General features: G+C 34.2%; 17 protein-coding genes and 1 pseudogene. 9 read left to right on the plus strand and 9 right to left on the minus strand.

Features of this window, described 5'->3' with window-relative positions; all coding sequences use genetic code 11:
• Positions 1-41: 41 nt before the first annotated feature.
• From Q9R40_RS07540 to Q9R40_RS07555, 4 genes and pseudogenes are all read right to left on the minus strand, one after another.
• Positions 42-221 (minus strand): Beta-galactosidase C-terminal domain, encoded by a 180-nt coding sequence (locus Q9R40_RS07540; RefSeq protein ID WP_297938025.1) that lies wholly within the window; start codon positions 219-221, stop codon positions 42-44.
• Positions 222-276: 55 nt separating this feature from the next.
• Entirely contained in the window at positions 277-726 is a 450-nt protein-coding gene (locus Q9R40_RS07545) for a beta-galactosidase trimerization domain-containing protein (RefSeq protein WP_297938028.1), read from the minus strand.
• Positions 698-1,630 (minus strand): annotated as a pseudogene (locus Q9R40_RS07550) (beta-galactosidase). The gene Q9R40_RS07545 and the pseudogene Q9R40_RS07550 overlap by 29 nt, the downstream one beginning before the upstream one ends.
• Positions 1,581-1,763: a beta-galactosidase gene (locus Q9R40_RS07555; protein WP_304677106.1), complete on the minus strand. Its 183-nt coding sequence runs from the start codon at positions 1,761-1,763 to the stop codon at positions 1,581-1,583. Before Q9R40_RS07555 ends, Q9R40_RS07550 begins: the two are co-directional and overlap by 50 nt.
• Before the next feature lie 262 nt (positions 1,764-2,025).
• On the opposite strand from Q9R40_RS07555, the gene Q9R40_RS07560 reads away from it, so the two are divergent.
• Genes Q9R40_RS07560 through Q9R40_RS07570 form a run of 3 tightly spaced genes read left to right on the plus strand, consistent with a single transcriptional unit; the run spans position 2,026 to position 6,095 of the window.
• A complete protein-coding gene (locus tag Q9R40_RS07560; RefSeq protein ID WP_011161677.1) occupies positions 2,026-3,312 on the plus strand; it encodes a phosphatidylserine decarboxylase family protein in 1,287 nt (428 codons plus the stop codon).
• A gap of 35 nt (positions 3,313-3,347) precedes the next feature.
• Positions 3,348-4,781, plus strand: a complete 1,434-nt coding sequence (locus Q9R40_RS07565; RefSeq protein ID WP_304677109.1) for a basic amino acid/polyamine antiporter — start codon at positions 3,348-3,350, stop codon at positions 4,779-4,781.
• A 27-nt stretch (positions 4,782-4,808) separates the two neighbouring features.
• A complete protein-coding gene (locus Q9R40_RS07570) occupies positions 4,809-6,095 on the plus strand; it encodes a phosphatidylserine decarboxylase family protein (protein ID WP_304677111.1) in 1,287 nt (428 codons plus the stop codon).
• Positions 6,096-6,174: 79 nt separating this feature from the next.
• Here the strand turns inward: Q9R40_RS07570 and fetB are convergent, their stop codons facing one another.
• From fetB to Q9R40_RS07590, 4 genes are all read right to left on the minus strand, one after another.
• Positions 6,175-6,936 carry an iron export ABC transporter permease subunit FetB gene (gene fetB / locus Q9R40_RS07575; RefSeq protein ID WP_135014428.1) on the minus strand — a complete coding sequence of 254 codons (762 nt, stop codon included), beginning with the start codon at positions 6,934-6,936 and terminating at the stop codon, positions 6,175-6,177.
• A complete protein-coding gene (locus Q9R40_RS07580; protein WP_297938035.1) occupies positions 6,914-7,567 on the minus strand; it encodes an ATP-binding cassette domain-containing protein in 654 nt (217 codons plus the stop codon). The genes fetB and Q9R40_RS07580 overlap by 23 nt, the downstream gene beginning before the upstream one ends.
• A gap of 93 nt (positions 7,568-7,660) precedes the next feature.
• Complete coding sequence (locus Q9R40_RS07585; RefSeq protein ID WP_004896890.1) at positions 7,661-7,861, minus strand: hypothetical protein; 201 nt, start codon at positions 7,859-7,861, stop codon at positions 7,661-7,663.
• Entirely contained in the window at positions 7,861-8,943 is a 1,083-nt protein-coding gene (locus Q9R40_RS07590) for a M42 family metallopeptidase (RefSeq protein ID WP_117285686.1), read from the minus strand. The genes Q9R40_RS07585 and Q9R40_RS07590 overlap by 1 nt, the downstream gene beginning before the upstream one ends.
• A 295-nt stretch (positions 8,944-9,238) precedes the next feature.
• On the opposite strand from Q9R40_RS07590, the gene Q9R40_RS07595 reads away from it, so the two are divergent.
• From Q9R40_RS07595 to Q9R40_RS07605, 3 genes are all read left to right on the plus strand, one after another.
• Entirely contained in the window at positions 9,239-9,823 is a 585-nt protein-coding gene (locus Q9R40_RS07595) for a hypothetical protein (protein ID WP_304677114.1), read from the plus strand.
• A 79-nt stretch (positions 9,824-9,902) separates the two neighbouring features.
• On the plus strand, positions 9,903-10,313 hold the full coding sequence (locus tag Q9R40_RS07600) for a MarR family winged helix-turn-helix transcriptional regulator (RefSeq protein WP_297938047.1): 411 nt from the start codon (positions 9,903-9,905) through the stop codon (positions 10,311-10,313).
• Positions 10,314-10,345: 32 nt separating this feature from the next.
• Positions 10,346-11,557 (plus strand): MFS transporter, encoded by a 1,212-nt coding sequence (locus Q9R40_RS07605; protein ID WP_304677116.1) that lies wholly within the window; start codon positions 10,346-10,348, stop codon positions 11,555-11,557.
• A gap of 90 nt (positions 11,558-11,647) precedes the next feature.
• On the opposite strand, the gene Q9R40_RS07610 is transcribed toward Q9R40_RS07605, so the two are convergent.
• Complete coding sequence (locus Q9R40_RS07610) at positions 11,648-13,021, minus strand: APC family permease (protein WP_297938053.1); 1,374 nt, start codon at positions 13,019-13,021, stop codon at positions 11,648-11,650.
• A 523-nt stretch (positions 13,022-13,544) separates the two neighbouring features.
• Here Q9R40_RS07610 and Q9R40_RS07615 point away from each other — a divergent pair.
• Genes Q9R40_RS07615 through Q9R40_RS07625 form a run of 3 tightly spaced genes read left to right on the plus strand, consistent with a single transcriptional unit; the run spans position 13,545 to position 18,012 of the window.
• Positions 13,545-15,194 carry an amino acid permease gene (locus tag Q9R40_RS07615; protein ID WP_297938056.1) on the plus strand — a complete coding sequence of 550 codons (1,650 nt, stop codon included), beginning with the start codon at positions 13,545-13,547 and terminating at the stop codon, positions 15,192-15,194.
• A gap of 34 nt (positions 15,195-15,228) precedes the next feature.
• Positions 15,229-16,554, plus strand: a complete 1,326-nt coding sequence (locus tag Q9R40_RS07620) for a C1 family peptidase (RefSeq protein ID WP_094498110.1) — start codon at positions 15,229-15,231, stop codon at positions 16,552-16,554.
• A 33-nt stretch (positions 16,555-16,587) separates the two neighbouring features.
• On the plus strand, positions 16,588-18,012 hold the full coding sequence (locus Q9R40_RS07625) for a C69 family dipeptidase (protein WP_304677120.1): 1,425 nt from the start codon (positions 16,588-16,590) through the stop codon (positions 18,010-18,012).
• The last annotated feature ends 59 nt before the right edge of the window (positions 18,013-18,071 follow it).

Genomic DNA, 18,071 nt, shown 5'->3' on the forward strand with positions numbered 1-18,071 from the left:
AAATAAGCATTCGTTTTGATTCTGAATGCTTACTTTAATATTTATCTACATAATTTATAAGCTTTACTCTCAAATGGCTTTAAGCCAACTATTCCCTTATCTTTCCCATCTTCAAGTAAATTAACTAATTCACAACTCAATTCAATTTTTTCTTCTTTATCAGAAAAATTCTGAACCAACCAATATTTTTCTGATTTATTTTCACGTATTTGAATTGACACTCTACTGTTAAATTTTGTAATTGGAATTTCAGGAACGAATTCACTAGCTATTTTCTCATAAAACTTTTCCCGTGCAGTTAATTAGCGTTTCGCAATAATCATGCACCGGATATTCTTTTCCTTCAAAATTAATTAAATTCGATTGTCCAGGATCTAAAACATCAGTTTCAAGAGGCTCAAGTCCGTAAATTTCTTGTAATTCTTTTGGCCATTCATTCATATAGGCAAGATCAGTTTCATCAACAACTCCGCTAATATAAATGCCGACTATCTGCCCACCATTCTTAACATAGTTATTTATTTTTTCTAGGTAAGACTTACCCATTAAAAAGCGCAATAGATCAATCAGTAAGTCATATTTTGAAAAATCATCTTCAGGACTAACAAAATCAACCGGAATATCATGGTCATAAAAATAGCTATAATGCTTTTGAATTGTTTGCCAGATCTTTTTATTCTCACCGTGAAACTCTAAGTTAGAAGTACAATACTCCTTGGCTACCATGCGCAATATCTTGCAGACTAGCCAATTCATGCATTCCAGGTCTTTTTGCGCGATCAAAGTTATGCCAATTAACACGTGACGGAGTATTCTCCATTACTAAAAAATTCTGATGCTTCAGACTTCTAAAGAAATCATGAATTAATCCAACATTTCGTCCAAGTTCTTCAGTACTTTCACTGTCGTTACCCCAAGCAGGATAAGAATCTCAAGAGATAAAATCTAAATGATGCGCCATTTTTTGATAATCAAAACCAGCAAATGGATCCATCCACGGATTTCCAGCCATCATATTCGTAGTTACAGGAATATTAGGAGTGATCTTTTTTAAGGGTGCTGTTTCATTATCAATAAATGAAATTGTCTGGTCAGTAATAAACCTTTTCCAGTCTAAGTTCATCCCTTTATTACCCATTTCACTTAAAGGACTAGGCGGATTAACTTGACTCCAGTCATTATAAGTATGACTCCAAAAAGTATTCCACCAGGCATGATTTAAAGTAGCTATATCGCCATACTTATCCTTTAGCCATTTTCTAAAAGCATCTTTACATAAATCGCAGTAGCATTCACCTGAATATTCATTAGAGATATACCAAAGCACTAAACTTTTCCTTTGACCAAAATGTTCTGCTAGTTTTGTATTAATCTCACAAACTTTTTTTCGATAAATAGGTGAAGTTAAACAATGGTTGTGTCGTCCGCCAAAACCACGTTTATTTCCCAGGTTATCTGTTCTAAGAACTTCTGGATATTTTTGAGCAAGCCAGGCCGGTCGTGCTCCACTTGGCATAGCTAAGATCACATGACCATTCACTTTCTCTACTCGATCAAAAATCTTATCTAACCAAGAAAAATCATAAATTCCTTCTTGCGGCTCTAATTTGGCCCAAGAAAAAAATCCCAACAGTCACGGCATTAATTTTAGCCTGCTTAAAGAGAGCAAAATCTTGATTAATTACATCGGGCTCATCCCACCATTGTTCTGGATTATAATCACCGCCATGTAAAAATTGATTAATATCTAAGATACGCTTCATAATTTATTCCTTGTTTCTTTCTATTCTGTAATTCTGAAAACGTAGCTATTCCTTAAAATAATCATATCGCTTTTTCAAACTTCAATTCGCCCATTTTAGTGAGATTGTATCAGAGTCAGCTGTTTTTTATTATTACTTATATATGATATTGGAATAAAAGTACTAGATATTTGATCGATTTCTCTTCTTAGTGTTATTTTTAACATGAAAGTGCACTTTTATATATTATTAACTGTTTTTCATAAATATTGAGGTAGAAATTATGAAAAAGAATATTCAATATAATGTCGGTCAATGGTTACCTAGTGATCAAGAATTCTACAATAAATGGCTAAAAAAGGTTTTAAAAGAAGCGGAAAGCGAAGAAAATCAAAAATTACTTCCTCCAGTTCAAGCTTTAAAGAATTTAATTGAATCTGATCGGTATTTATACAATGTTACACAGATGATGTTTGATGAAATTCCTGAAAAGTATGTTGATACTCCAATGGGAACTCCACAAGTTCGAAATTATAAACAAATGTTATTAATGCTCAACCGAATTATTCAAAGAGCTCCCGAATTCAACACAACTGGATTAGTCGGTACACCAATTAATGCAATTTTAGACTATCCTATGGCCACTAAAGCAGGTTATGTATTCTTTATGAATCCAAAAATCAATGAAAAGCTTAGAGATATTTTGAATTATTGGGGTAAATTTCTACAAACGCCAGATTCAACATATGTTCTTAACACATCTAAAAATGGTTGGTTAAGCGACTATGCATTAAATGAAATGGCCAAAGTAGCTGATGGTGACAAATTTACGACTATTTTCAAATGCGCTTCTGAAGATCGGGAAAAGCATCTAGGTTTTACCTCTTGGGACAACTTCTTTACTCGTTTATTTAATCCTGGTATTCGTCCTGTTCAAGATCCTGATGATCCTGATTCTATTGCTAATGCCTGTGAATCAGCTCCATTTAGAATTGCACATGATTTACCAATGAAAGCAAAATTCTGGATTAAAGGACAACCTTATTCTCTAATGGATCTATTACATAATGATCCCTGGACATCAAAATTTGAAGGCGGAACATTATATCAAGCCTTCTTAAGTGCCTTAAGTTACCACAGGTGGAACAGTCCCGTTAGTGGCACTATCGTAAAAGCTTATAATTTACCAGGATCATATTACTCGGAAAGTCTATATCAAGGTTTTGCAAATGAACGTGGTGCTGACCCAGTTGCAGCAAATGACTCTCAAGCATTTTTAACTGCTACTGCCACTCGTGCTGTTATCTTCATTAAAGCCGATAACCCTAAGATCGGTTTAATGTGTTTTGTTGCTGTTGGTATGTCTGAAGTTTCAAGTGATGAAATTACTGTTAGAGTTGGTCAGCATGTTAATAAAGGTGATCAACTAGGGATGTTCCACTTTGGCGGTTCAACTCACGTTCTTTTGTTTAGACCAGAAACAAAGGTTGAATTTAATTTGCATGATCAAGAACCTGGTTTAGGTAGTTCAAACATTAAAGTTCGCGAAGAAATAGCACGTGTTAAATAAGTTATTGTTTTAATTAAAAGAAAGAAGATCTCAAAATGACTAAAGCTAAAAGTCATAAAATTGGTCTCTTTGGTCTAATAGCTATGGTAGTCGGCGCTATGATTGGTGGCGGAATTTTTGATATTCCTCAAAATATGGCCGCTTCATCCTCTCTGGGTGCTGTTCTCATAGCTTGGGTTTTAACCGGTATTGGTATGTTTGGACTTGCTTTTACTTTTAAAATTCTTGCTGAAGAAAGACCAGAGTTGAGTATTGGTATTTATTCCTACGCACGAGCTGGATTTGGTAAATATGTTGGTTTTAATTCAGCATGGGGCTATTGGATTGAAGCAATTACGGGAAATGTTGCTTATGCAGTTATGCTTAATGACTCATTTGGGCGTTACTTTCCAATTTTATTAAAGCACCAATGGCCAACAGTTGTATTTGGGATTGTTTTAATTTGGATTTATAACTTTTTGGTTCTTAATGGTGTTAAAGAAGCAGCCTTTCTTAATACTATTACCGTTATTATCAAGTTCATTAGCTTGGCTATTATCTTAATTTGTATGTTAATTTTCTTCCGTTTTCCTACATTTTTCTGGGGATTCTGGGGACAAGGATTGCACCTAGGAAACTTTATTTCACAAATTAAGGCTCCAATGCTTGTAACTTTATGGTGCTTTATCGGTATTGAAGGTGCCGTAGTTATTTCTAACCATGCTAAAAATCCAAAAGACGTTGGTAAAGCCACAGTACTAGGATATTTAACCTCACTTATAGCTTATGTTCTAATTAGTATTGTTGCTTATGGGATTTATCACCAACCAACTCTTTCTAAATTAACTGACCCATCAACAGCTTACCTAATGAAAAATTTACTTGGTCCTTGGTTTTTAGACTTTGTAACTATATCTGTGATTATTTCTGTTGGTGGATCATGGGTTGCTTGGACTGTTATGATGGCACAACTTCCATATGCAGCCGCAAAGGGACATGTTTTGCCAAAATTCTTTGCTCATGAAAATAAGAAAAAAGTACCTAGCATATCTTTGTATATTTCAAGTATTTTAATGTCCTTATTTATGATCTTAGTGGTAACAGCCAATAACGTGTATCTTGCATGTATTGATATTACTGGAGTAATAATTTTACCCTGTTATCTATTAAGTTCAATGTATCTTTGGAAAATTGCACAAAAACGAGAAATTTTTGCTAATGATTCTCACAAGCGTAATAAGAGCCTATTCATAGGAATTTTATCCACTATTTATTGCTTATGGCTTTTATATGCAGCTGGGCTTAACTACTTATTAATTTCAACTATTATTTACGCTGTAGGTATTATATTCTACTACTTTGCAAGAAAAGAATATGACAAAGATGATACTCCTTTATTTAACAAATGGGAGTTGGCATTAGCTATTATTATTTGTGTTTTAGCAGTTGTCTCTATTTATCTTCTTATTACAAAAAAGATTTCATTATAGTTATTAATATTAAAAAGAGTGTTAAAAATGAAAAAAGATGTAAAATTTAATGTTGGACAATGGTTACCTAGTGACCAAGAATTTTACAATACTTGGTTAAAGAAAGTATTGAAAGAAGCCGAAGCTGAACAAGACCAAACTCTTTTACCACCTGTTCAAGCTCTAAAAGATTTGATTGAATCTGACCGCTATCTTTGGAATTTATTCCATATGATGTTTGAAGAGGTTCCAGTAAAATATATTAAAACTCCAATGAATACTCCTGCTGTTCACAACTATCATCAAATGCTTCGCGTTATTAATCGGGTTATGCACCGTGCTCCAGAATTTAATACTACTGGATTAGTTGGTTTTCCAATTAATGCTATTCTAGATTATCCAATGGCAACAAAAGCTGGCTATGTAGCTTTTATGGATCCACGCGTTAACCAAAAACTCCGTGATATCTTAGATTATTGGGGCAAATTCTTACAATCACCTGATTCTACCTATGTGCTAAATCGCTCTAAAGAAGGTTGGCTTGGAGATGAAGCTTTAAAGAGTATGTGTGACGCAGCTTATGGTAAAAACTTCCATGATATTTTTGCTTGTCCTAATGATAATATTGATCAACAATATGGCTTTACCTCATGGGATCACTTCTTTACCAGAACCTTTAATCCAGGTGTTCGTCCAGTTGTTAATGCCGACGATCCTGATTCAATTGCTAATGCTTGTGAATCAGCACCATATCGAATCGCCCATAACTTACCTTTAAAGGCTAAATTCTGGATTAAAGGACAACCATATTCATTAATTGACCTACTCCATAATGATCCATTAACATCAGAATTTGTTGGTGGTACTCTTTACCAAGCATTCCTTAGTGCATTAAGTTATCATAGATGGAACAGTCCAGTAAGTGGGACAGTAGTTAAGGCTTATAACTTATATGGTTCTTACTACTCTGAAACTTTGCCACAAGGATTTGAAAATCCTAATGGTCCTGATCCAGCTGCTCCTAATGATTCTCAAGCTTATATTACCGAAACTGCATCACGTGCAGTCATCTTCATTAAGGCAGACAATCCTAAGATTGGCTTAATGTGTTTTGTAGCTGTAGGTATGGCGGAAGTTTCGGGCAACGAAATTACTGTTAAAGTTGGTCAGCATATTAACAAAGGTGATCAATTAGGCATTTTCCACTTTGGTGGCTCAACACATGTTCTTTTGTTTAGACCAGGGGTTAATGTTAAATTTAATCTTCATGGTCAAGAACCAAGTTTAGGTTCTCATAATATTAAAGTTCATGATGAAATCGCTAGAGTTGAGTAATTAACATAAAAATATTGAATCTTTGACTTCATATAATTCAAAAAGCCTGTTCTGAAATAATATCGGAACAGGCTTTTTGTTAGAGCATTAATTGCATTTGATCATTAAAATAATTCTTATAGGCAAGATAAACAGAAATAATCGCTCCTAAACTTGTAGCAGATAGAAGCATAAAAGTTACCATAATCTGATACTTAATTGCATAAATTGGGTTTACTCCGGCAAAGATCAATCCTGACATCATCCCTGGCAAATTAACTAAACCTACTGTTTTAGCTGAATCAATCGTTGGCTGCATAGCAGTCTTAATACTACGCCGAATAATTGGCATCGATGCCGTTTTAATATCACTACCTAAAGCTAACTTTTCTAAAACGGGCTGTCTTAAATCATGAAAACTTTCGTTTAAAGATTTATAGCAAAGACCTATTGCAACCATTTCATTACCTGCAATCATCCCTGTAATTGGAATTACTTGCATGGGTATTGGTTTAATGACGCCAGAAAGAAGTAATACAGCTAATGTAATGTAGGTTCCTACGGCCTCAGCTATAATTGAATTCCATAATTTTCGATTAGTATTTGGATCTCTACCATTCGCATTCCATGAAGCATTAAAAATAATGACAAGTGTAGAAACAAAGGTTAGCCAAAAAGTATTTACATTGAAAATTACTTTTAAAATATATCCAATAATGACTAGCTGAATAATGGCTCGCACAACACTAATCAAAATATCTTTAGTAAGGCCAAGCTTTTCTTTAACGGAAATTCCAATTGATACTAAGACTAATAAGAATGCAAAGACTAGGGACCAGTTACTGACAACTACGTTTTTCATTGAGGAATGCCTTCTTCACTTCAAAAATTTTATTGGCTTTTTCAATTTCACTTTTATCATGAGTTACTTGTAAGATCGTAACATGCTTCTTGCGCACATCATCAAATAAATGATGAACAATTTCTTTACTATTCTCATCAAGTCCTGTAGTTACTTCATCCAATAATAAAATTTGTGGTAAAAAGACTAAATTTCGAATTAAGGCAACTCGTTGCTTTTCTCCACCAGATAAAGAATTAATATTTTTCTTTAAAAAAGTTTGATTTAGACTTACTTTATCTAATAATTCATTTAGATGCTCTTCATTGACTTCCTCCCTTCGAATTTGGTAAGGAAAAATCAGATTATCTCTTACCGTTTTTCCAAAAAGAGACGGTTGCTGAAAGCAATAGGAAACTTGCCGACGATATTCAAGCGGAGAATATTGACTAATATCTTTTCCCTCATATTCAATTGAACCAGATGTAGGTGTAAGTAAGCTGGCAATAATTTTTAAAAGTGTACTTTTCCCTGCACCCGAGGGCCCTACAATCGTTAAAAAGTCTCCTGAATTTATACTTAGATTAATATTTTTTAGAATAGTATTTCCATCAACTGAATAATTTAAATTTTTAATTTCTAAAAGATGCATAGCTAACCTTCTATATAGATGCTTTTTATTATAAACGATATGAACCCCGAAATTCTTATCTGACTTCCGGGGTTCATATCTATGATTTATATTCTATTTACTTTTCTTAGGCCAAAAAACTGCTAAGAGACAAAAAATAAGTCCTAAAATCAACTCCCAAATAAATGGCTGATCCCACATAAAAAGATTGCCAATTTCACTTGCGGTATAACGAACAATATAAATCAAAATACTAATAATAGCCATGCACCAGCTAAAAATTGCCATTTTTTTGAAAAATACTTTCCAATCCATTAGATCACCTTAAAACTATCTAGCTTTTCTTGTGTCATATCGCGAATAATTGCAGTTGCTAAATCAACTGAAGCCTTAAAGTCTTTATATGCTGAGAAACAATATGGGGAGTGCTCATAACGAACTGGAATTCCAATAACAATTGTTGGAGCTCCATATTCATAATAAATTGCTGCCCCATCTTGGCCGCCACCAGTTCTAACAGAGCGAGTATATGGAATATTATTTTTATCAGCTATATCACACGCATACTGTTGAAACTTAGGATTTGGTAAAAATGTAGTATCCATATCTCTAAGCATTGGACCACGGTTTAAGCCTGTTTGAGATAACCATTCTGGCTCAAAAGTATCATCAGCTGGACAACTTTCCAAAACAATACATAAATCAGGCTTAATTTTTCGTCCAGTGACATATGCACCGCGAAGTCCTACTTCTTCTTGACTAGATAAGGCAGCTACTACATCAAAATTAGTCTCTTCACCCTTCAAATTATCTAAGATGTCTACCATGGCTCCTGCACCAAAGCGATCATCAAAGTCTTTACCGAAGAATAGACCGGATCTTTCATGGTATTCGCATTTTACATCAACAAAAATTGGACAACCAGTGTCAATTTTATAATCTTTAATAGTTTCTTCCCTGCTTGATGAACCTACATCAATAGACATATCTGCAACTTCCGGAATTGAATTTCTTTCAGCGGCAGTCATAAAGTGCGGAGGCTTTGTAGCCACTACGCCAGGAATATATTCACCATCACGATTACGAATTTTCACTCTTAAAGCCGGAATATTATACTTTACCCAACCTCCAAGTGGAACAAATTTAATTAATCCATTCGGACGAACTGCCTGGGTAATAAAACCAACTGCATCAGAGTGAGCATCCATTTGAATAACAGGCCGATTACCTTTGTTTTCCTTCTTAGCTGCATATACATTGAGCATCCCATCTACCGTAATATCAGCCGTATTTTTAGCATAAGTAGAAAATAATTTTACAAATTCTTCTTCGAAGCCAGATGTAGAATTTGCATCTGAAAATTCTTTTAACATTTGAATTTCTTGTTCTTTTTTCATGATTTTTCCTCTCGCAAACGCTTTTATTTTAATTATATTTGTGTCTTTAAACTTTTTAAAGAAATTCTTTGCAAATTTTAAATCTAATACCAAATCTTATTTAAAAAAGGAAGGGTATTCTATTTAACAAGTAAGGGAACTTCTACACCTTACTTATTCTCCCAAAATAACATACGACATTAAAAAAGCAGACTTCTAATCCCCCAGAACGTCTGTTTTTTGTTATTCTCATAAAATTTTTTCTATGTACTTATGGTATACTTAACGAAATTTCTATTACAAGGATTCAATACCTATGAAAAAAGTAGTTCTCATTTTATTGTCTATGCTTATACTTACTGCCTGCAGTAATACTACTAAAGATACTCAATCTAAATCTTCTATCTCAACCTCTTCAACTTCTACTTCAAAGAACACAACTAAGATCTCCTCTAAACCAAACCTAAATAAAAAATATCCGGGTTTTAAACTAGCTACGATTCCTGTTGCCTTTCAAGGAACCTGGTATCAAACTGATCGCTATAGTAAAACTGCTCGAAAATTTAAAATTACTGAACATACGATTACGGATTCAGTTGTTTATCAAAAAACAGATCCTAATCTAAACTTAAACCATCGATCAGAAAAAAATAATAAAATTTACGCTGGCGATGCAACAATGATTTCTTTTGAAAATAAAAATGGTTCTGAGTGGTTACGAGCACGTGGCTTTTTAGATACTGTCGATATCATCTATATTACCGGAACTTTTAAGGGAAACGATTGCCTTTATTTAGCTTATTCTTCTGGTGATATTCATAGTGCAATGTTTAAAGATAAAAAAATAGCTTTAAAGTACCGTAAATATGATTTTTCTAAAATTACTAATCCTTCAAACTAAAAATCAGTTGTAATTACAATTAGTTGCAGTATACTTATTTAAAGAATTAGTTGTAATTACAACTTAGAAAGATAAAGTTATGCGAAAAAGACCACTAGCTAATTTACTCTACCATATTGGTAAATTAGAAAATCTACTAATTAATCAACGACTCGCGTCTATTAATTTAAGAATGACTCATGCACATGTCTTAAGATACATTCAAAAGCATCCAGGATGCATTCAAAAAGAAGTTGCCGACTATCTTTTTTATCAACCGGCTAGTTTTACTAATGTAGTTAAATTACTGGAAAAAAGAAAGATGATTGATCGACGAGCAGATCCAAACAATGGACTAAAAAAACAACTATTCTTACTCCCAGCTGGCGTTGAAGTTCTTAACCAAGTGAATGAAGCCTTTGAAGAAGTAAATCAACTAGTTGGAAAAGTCGATCCTGATACTCTAGCCAAGCTTGAAAAAATCTCAATCAACTTAGAAAAGCAGATTTAAAGAAAAATAGATTTTAAAATTAAAGGATAACAATGTCAAAAAAATCAGATAAGCCAATTTGGAAAAAGAATCTTTATGTTCTCTCTATCGCCGTATTTATCGCAGGAATTGCATTTTCAGAGATCATGCCCTTCTTGCCTCTATATATCGATACCTTAGGACATTTTACTCACCAACAGCTAAACTTTTGGTCGGGATTTATTTTTTCTGGGGTATACTTCGTCTCAGCTATTATTTCACCATGGTGGGGTAAGTTAGCAGATAAAAAAGGTAGAAAACTAATGATTCTCAGGGCTTCCCTTGGGATGGCCCTTGTCCTTGGCAGTATGGGATTAGTTACTAATGTCTGGCAACTATTTTTCTTAAGAATGTTGCAGGGTGTTTTTGCAGGATTTGTTTCAAATTCAAATGCTTTAATCGCTACAGAAACACCTAAAGAAAAATCTGGTCAGGCGTTAGGAACAATGGCCTCTTCTTTTACGGCCGGAAACTTACTTGGCCCTTTCTTAGGCGGAGCACTTGCTTCTGCATTTAGTTACCGTGTTACCTTCTTTATTACAGGGGGCTTATTATTAATATCCTTCCTTCTCTCACTTTTCTTTGTTCATGAAGAAGGATTTAAGCCGATTACAGAAAAGAAATTAGATAAAGCCAGCGGCGTTATTGCTACTCTACGATCTCCAACCCTGATATTTGGTTTACTGTTAACCACTTTAATTATCCAAGCAGCCAATAATTCAATTAATCCAATTGTTTCTTTATATGTTAAACAATTGATGAATGGACACGGAAACGTTGTTTTTGTTTCTGGAGTTATTGCGGCTTTACCAGGAATTGCAACGTTTTTAGCTGCTTCCCGTTTTGGAGCTTTGGGAGATAAAATTGGAACCCACAAGATTATTATTGGTGGCTTTATTGGTGCGACAATTTTATTCTTTTTAACTGCTTTTGTTCACAATACAGTGCAATTAGGTATTTTACGCTTTTTAGTTGGCTTTACCGACGCATGCCTCTTCCCGCAAGTGCAAACTTTATTAACCAAAAATTCACCCGCTGCTGTAACTGGTCGCGTCTTTTCATGGAATCAAAGTGCAATGTATATTGGAAATATCGTGGGACCACTCCTCGGATCTTTCATTGCCGGAATTTCAAGTTATAGTATGGTCTTTATTGTGACAGCAGGCATTGTTGTCTTAAACTTGATTCTATTTAATTTTAATGTTGTAAAAAATCTTGCTAAATAACATAAAAACAGCATTTCTCGTGCCTATTGAGAAATGCTGTTTTTATTTAATACAAATTAACTTATTCTAAATAAACTGTAATTAAATCAATTAATTTTTCTTTTCAACAGTATTAGAATGATTCTTTTTCTCTCTAACTGCAGTTGGAATTCCACCCATCTTAGCCAATCTCTTCTTTCCTAAAAATAGGTATAGAATAGCTGTTACAGCAGCTACAACTATTGAGAGTAAAATAGTTTCCCAAGTAAAGTTAAAGATTAAATAGCAAGCTACTAATAAAGCTAAAATTGGAATTGTGTAGCCACCTGGAAGCTTAAAGCCATGATTTGGATATTGGCCAGTATGCTTAAATTTAATAACCGCAAAAATAGATGGTACATATTGAACAAATGAAGCTAAAACAATACATCCAACTAAGAATAAGTATGATTGAGTAATTAAAAGTAAGGTTACAGCAGCTGTCAAAATAATACCAACCCATGGAGCATCAAATTTGTTCTTTTTTCCTACCCAATTTGGTAATAATTGGTGTTCTAGAGCTAAAGAAGCAATCAAAGCTGGTGTATTAAATGAGCAAGTAAATGCCACACCGAAAATACTTAACAAAACTCCAATGATGATGATCACATAACCCCATTCTCCAACAGCAGACTTAAAGGCATTCGCAATTGGAATTGTGTACCAAGACATCTTGTGACCCAAAATACCAATGGCAATTAATACCATCAACGTGTAAAGAATAGTTACCGTAACCATAACAGCAACTAAAGCCCGTGGAATGTTTTTAGCTGGATCTTTCATTTGAGAAGCAGCAATTGGAATAAATGAGAAACCACTAAACAAATAAAATACAACACTGAAGGCTGCACCAAAGTGATGGAAAAATGGTCCTACGCCCTTTGCAGCTGCAGCTGGTAAAACAGGATGAAAGTTTGCAATATGCATAAAGAACATACCAACAATAATAAACAAAATAATAGTTGATAGCTTAGCAATAGACGAAGTATTATCAATTATTTTAACTAAGGCACGACCAAAGAAATTAATAATTGAGAACAATAAAACTAACCCTATCCCAACAGCAAAATAGACTGAACTCTGATTGAAAGCAGGCACAAAACTTTTAAGTGTTGTTAAAAATGCTACTACTTCAGCAGCATAAGTACAGCAGCCTAAAAACCATGTAAATACACCAAGTTCATATCCTGCAAACCTGCCAAATGCATTGTAAGAATATAGCCATGCAGCTCCAGAACCAGTAAAACGACTGGCCAAATCCGCATAACATAATGCTATTAATCCTACCGTTAATGCAGCAGAAAGTAAGACGACTACACTCAATAGATCCATATCTTTATAAATAGATTGCGGAAGTAAAAATGCTCCTGATCCTATAATTCCATTAATTCCTAAAAAGTAAATTGACATAAAAGTTAACTTTTTAGGAACAGTTTTTTTAACCATAGTACTTACCACCTTTAAAACTGTTTATTATACTTCTAAAACATTAACTCTCATCTCAACCATAACGATTGTCCTTTTTAAAAGCAAATAAAAGAAATCGAATCCAAAAAATAATTCATTTACTTACAAAATAATAATTATTCCTAAAAGAATATATTTTTTAAGTGTTTTTTTCGATTTATTATTTTATCAATCTTCTTTTGAGTTATTTTATTCGATATTAGTTAATATAATGCATCTTTTGTACAAAAGCCTATTTATCACGATTGTTTTTATTTGCTTTTTTTATTTTTAACTCCTAATCTAGTAGGCGAATAGATAATTATTATTCAAACTTGCAAGTCGTTATATAAATATCTATTTATTTTTACTAACTTTCTATTTTGATGAAAACTCATGTGAACTACTAACTTTTACTAGCACTCTTTATTATCAATAACAGATGTTGCTAATAAAACAGATTCACAAGCCAACCATCTTTTTAGTTAGTTTCTTTTGCCTTTTAGAAGGAGTGGGTATTTTCATGGAAGACAATAAAACTCAACAGAAAAAGACCTATATATCTGTCCTTGCCCTAACAATGATGAATGTTTCCATAGTTGCTGGAATAGCAAATGATGTTCAGCAATCATTCTATGGACTTGCATCAGTAACGTACTTTGCTATCGGAGCTATTTGTTTCTTTATCCCAACTGCTTTAGTTGCAGCTGAATTAGCTTCTGGTTGGAGTAACCGCGGAGGAATTTTCCGCTGGGTTGGTGAAGGTTTAGGTAAAGGCTGGGGACTAACCTGTTTACTTATCCTATGGTTTCAATTGATTTTGAACTTTGGGATGGGGATGCCAAGTTTTACAGCAACAATCATGTTTTATACACCTAACTATGATGCAGCTGTTAAGTTTGCTCAAGCACCACAACATGAATTGTTGATTATGACAGGTTGGATCATTTTATACTGGGTCCTTACTTATTTAGCTACTAAAGGTGTTAAGGCTTTCTCCAACATCGCTAAATACGGTGTTATTATCGGAAGTCTAATTCCTTTAGCGGTTATGGTTATTTTAGCTATTGTGTGGGTAGCTCAAGGGCATCAACCTGTTATTCCAATGACACCTAAAGGATTAATTCCTAAGTGGAATGGAATGAGTACGTTAGCTCTAGCTGCTGGTGTATTCTTCTCATACACAGGTATTGATACTAATGCAGCTCATATTAAACAACTAAAACATCCTGAAAAAGATTTCACAAAAGCAATGTTTATTTCAATTATTCTTGCTTTCTTAATCTTTGTTGTTGGTACTGTAATCATTGCTATGATTATTCCTGAAAAACAAATTAATGTTTTATACACTCTCTACTCTGTATTCAGGATTTTAGGATCAACAATTGGAATGCCTTGGTTGTACATGGTTCTTGTTTGGGCTCTACTTTTCAACACAATTGCTATGGTTGTAACCAATATGGCGGGTCCATCATTTATGTTAGGTCAAGTCGGAGGAAGTGGTTTCTTGCCACATTGGTTCCAAAAGAACAATAAACACAATATGCCGGCACACTTAATGTATACGCAAATTGCAGGAATGACGGTTGTTGCTTACTTAGTAAAATTGATTCCTAATGTTGAAGGATTTGTTATCTTATTAACTCAAACAATTACTGTCTTATATATGTTTTACTACATTTTAATGTTTACTGCTTTCCTACGTTTACGTTATGACCAACCTAACCGTCCTCGTTCATTTAAAGTACCAGGTGGTAAATTTGGAGCTTGGCTTGTTGGAGGAGTAGGTATAATTTCATCTGTTTTCGGAATTGTTCTTGCTATCTATCCACCAGCACAAGTTAAAGCAGAAGTCGGTTCACCAATAGTTTATGTTTCTGTTATTTTGGCCTTAGTTGCTGTTGTTTTGATAGTTTGTTTTGTTTTATATCAACTTTCTAAGAAGCATCCTGATTGGGTAAATCCAAATAACAAGTTTGCCCCATTCACTTGGGAAATTGAAGGACTTAAAAAGCCAGGTAAAGCTTTATCAAACGTCCCAACAACTGTTATGTCTAAAGATCAAAACCCAATGGGTATGCCAATTAAGCGTCCATATAAACCAAATGAACAAATTTCTGTTGATATCGTTAAAGCAGATGAAAACAACGAGCTTTCAACTGATGAAAGTTAAATAGATTATCGATTTTAAAGAAAAGAGATTAATTATGGTACAAATTGATAATGAAGATTTAAAACAAGTTAGATCAGAATTTTTAGATACAGCAAAGTATCGTAATACTCAAAATGCCGTAATGAAGAATGGTATTAAAAAGTCAATTACAAATCAAAGTGAAATTAACTCTCACCCATTTGTATTCTCAATTGATGTTGATTCAAATAAAGTTTTAAACCAAAAACAATCTGGTCGTTGCTGGGACTTCTCAGGTTTAAACTTCATTCGTTACCACATTGAAAAAGATCACCACATTAAGGACATGGAATTGTCACCTAGCTACGTTTACTTCTACGACAAGCTAGAAAAAGGTAACTATTTCTACCAAAACATTATTAACACAGCTGATCGTCCATTATCTGATCGTCTAGTTAACTGGTTACTTACTACTCCACAACAAGATGGTGGTGACTGGCAATTACTAGTAGACTTAATCGAAAAGTACGGCATTGTTCCAATGGAAGCTATGCCAGAAGATGCAGTTAGTGCTAACTCTCAAGAATTAAACCGCATGTATGATAGAAAGTTACAAAAGGACGCTTTGAAGTTACGTGATTTAGCTAATAGCGATGCATCTGATGAAAAGATGAAGAGTGTACTTCGTCAAATGAATGCAGAAAACTACCGTATCTTAGCTATTTCTTTAGGTACTCCTCCAGAGAAATTCACTTATGAATACCGTGACGAAAACAACGAATATCACACTACTGGTCAAGTTACTCCATTAGAATTCTTCAAGAAGTTCGTCAACATTAACTTTGACGACTACGTTGAGCTCATGAACTTACCAGGTGAAAAGTATCCATACAACACTCCATTTGGTGTTGAAATTTCTGGCAACATGGTTGGTGGTCAACCAAGTCGTTACTTCAACGTTACAATGAAGGATATGGAGAAGACCGCTATTGAACAATTGAAAGATGATGAGCCTGTATGGTTTGGCTGTGATGTTCTTCAAGAATGGGCACCACAAGCAGGTCTTTTAACTGAAAAAGTCTTTGACTGGGATCGTTCATTTGGTATTAAGTTAGGTACTGACAAGACTAAGAGATTTGAATACCGTGAAAGTTTGCCAACACACGCAATGCTTATTTCAGGTGTTGATATTCGTGATGACAAGCCAATTAGATGGAAGATTCAAAACTCTTGGGGCCCAAAGGTTGGTCACAAAGGTTACTTCATTATGGGCAACGATTGGATGGAACAATATACATACGAAACTGTTGTCAACAAGAAGTACTTAACTGACGAACAACTTGCTGCTTATGAAAAAGAACCAGTAATGCTTCCATACTGGAACGCAATGAACCCAATTTAAAGAGAGTTATTTCTTTAGAAAGGACGATTATATATGGCATGTACCACTGTTTTGGTTGGTAAAAAAGCCAATATTGCTGGTTCTACGATTATTGCAAGAAATTGTGATGCTGAAGTATGTAATGTACCAGTAAAGTTTGTAGTTGTTCCTGCTAAATCAGAAAAGCAAACTTTTCATTCATATGTAACAGGATTAGATATTCCTCTACCGGAAAATGCACTTCGTTACCAAATGGCTCCTTTCGTTGATTATAAAATTCACGGTCAATTCGGTGAATGTGGAATCAACAGTGAAAATGTTGCTATGAGTGCTACCGAAAGCTTATATGGGAATCCCCAAGTATTAGGATTAGATCCACTAGTAAGCAACGGAATTGGTGAAGATGCCCTTTTAAGCATCGTATTACCTTTTATTCATTCTGCTCGTGATGGTGTCCAATACTTAGGAAAATTAATTGAAAAATATGGTTCTCACGAAGGAAATGGGATTGCATTTAGCGATAAAGATGAAGTTTGGTATATGGAAATTCCGACTGGTCATTATTGGGTTGCTGAGAAACTTGATGATGATAAAGCTGCCGTAATTGCTAATCAAGTTTCTTTACAGGATATTGATTTTGATGACAGTAGTCGTTTCATGTGGGCTCCAGGTATCAGAGAATTCGTAGAAGAAAATCATCTTAATCCTGATCCTAATGAATTTAATTTCCGTCATATTTTTGGTACGTCGAATTCACGGGATCGTTGTTATAACACTCCACGTGTCTGGTTTGGACAACGTTATTTAGGTCACCTTGCTTTCTCACCTACTAGCAACGATTTAGATTTCAGTTTTAAACCCGATCGAAAATTAAAACGTGAAGATGTGGGCTATATCCTTAGTTCTCATTACAATGAAACAATCTATGATCCATTAGCTGATAATACACCAAAAGATGACAGAACTAAGTTCCGTCCAATTTCCATGGCAAGATGTGCTGAATCACATATTCTCGAAATTAGAAATAATGTTCCAGCTGGAATGGCTGGTATTGCATGGCTTAATTTTGCTCCAACAGCCTTTAATCCTTATGTTCCATTCTATGCTAATGCAAATGGTACGGCTCCTGAATATGAGAATACTACTGATGCATATGATTCAAATGAAGCATACTGGCTCTCAAGAACTGTTGCTGCTTTAATTCAACCAAGTTATAACGAAATGAAATCTCTATTAAATGGATTAGATGGATTTTTGCCTACTGCTGATCAGCTTACAAATCACTTAGTTCATCAAACTGATTTAGAAGCTGAAAAATTAAGTGGACAAAAGCTAATTCAATATTTAACTAAAGCTAATGCAGCTAATGCGCAAAAGGTTCTTGCCCTTACGCATAAAACGGTTGGTAATTTAGTAAAACGTGAATTAACTTTATCTCGTTTAAGTTTCTCCATTAATACTGATCGTTTACAAAATTAAAGAAAAAGCTAGGTGACTCTCACCTAGCTTTTTCTTTAACGTATGTTATTTAGGAGATG

It is taken from the genome of uncultured Lactobacillus sp. (assembly GCF_948948975.1).
Classification (GTDB): domain Bacteria; phylum Bacillota; class Bacilli; order Lactobacillales; family Lactobacillaceae; genus Lactobacillus.

Coding starts and splice junctions, on each gene's coding strand:
- Q9R40_RS07545 (WP_297938028.1), bottom strand. CDS start 726: ATGGTAGCCAAGGAGTATTGTACTTCTAACTTAGAGTTTCACGGTGAG.
- Q9R40_RS07555 (WP_304677106.1), bottom strand. CDS start 1,763: ATGAAGCGTATCTTAGATATTAATCAATTTTTACATGGCGGTGATTAT.
- Q9R40_RS07560 (WP_011161677.1), top strand. CDS start 2,026: ATGAAAAAGAATATTCAATATAATGTCGGTCAATGGTTACCTAGTGAT.
- Q9R40_RS07565 (WP_304677109.1), top strand. CDS start 3,348: ATGACTAAAGCTAAAAGTCATAAAATTGGTCTCTTTGGTCTAATAGCT.
- Q9R40_RS07570 (WP_304677111.1), top strand. CDS start 4,809: ATGAAAAAAGATGTAAAATTTAATGTTGGACAATGGTTACCTAGTGAC.
- fetB (WP_135014428.1), bottom strand. CDS start 6,936: ATGAAAAACGTAGTTGTCAGTAACTGGTCCCTAGTCTTTGCATTCTTA.
- Q9R40_RS07580 (WP_297938035.1), bottom strand. CDS start 7,567: ATGCATCTTTTAGAAATTAAAAATTTAAATTATTCAGTTGATGGAAAT.
- Q9R40_RS07585 (WP_004896890.1), bottom strand. CDS start 7,861: ATGGATTGGAAAGTATTTTTCAAAAAAATGGCAATTTTTAGCTGGTGC.
- Q9R40_RS07590 (WP_117285686.1), bottom strand. CDS start 8,943: ATGAAAAAAGAACAAGAAATTCAAATGTTAAAAGAATTTTCAGATGCA.
- Q9R40_RS07595 (WP_304677114.1), top strand. CDS start 9,239: ATGAAAAAAGTAGTTCTCATTTTATTGTCTATGCTTATACTTACTGCC.
- Q9R40_RS07600 (WP_297938047.1), top strand. CDS start 9,903: ATGCGAAAAAGACCACTAGCTAATTTACTCTACCATATTGGTAAATTA.
- Q9R40_RS07605 (WP_304677116.1), top strand. CDS start 10,346: ATGTCAAAAAAATCAGATAAGCCAATTTGGAAAAAGAATCTTTATGTT.
- Q9R40_RS07610 (WP_297938053.1), bottom strand. CDS start 13,021: ATGGTTAAAAAAACTGTTCCTAAAAAGTTAACTTTTATGTCAATTTAC.
- Q9R40_RS07615 (WP_297938056.1), top strand. CDS start 13,545: ATGGAAGACAATAAAACTCAACAGAAAAAGACCTATATATCTGTCCTT.
- Q9R40_RS07620 (WP_094498110.1), top strand. CDS start 15,229: ATGGTACAAATTGATAATGAAGATTTAAAACAAGTTAGATCAGAATTT.
- Q9R40_RS07625 (WP_304677120.1), top strand. CDS start 16,588: ATGGCATGTACCACTGTTTTGGTTGGTAAAAAAGCCAATATTGCTGGT.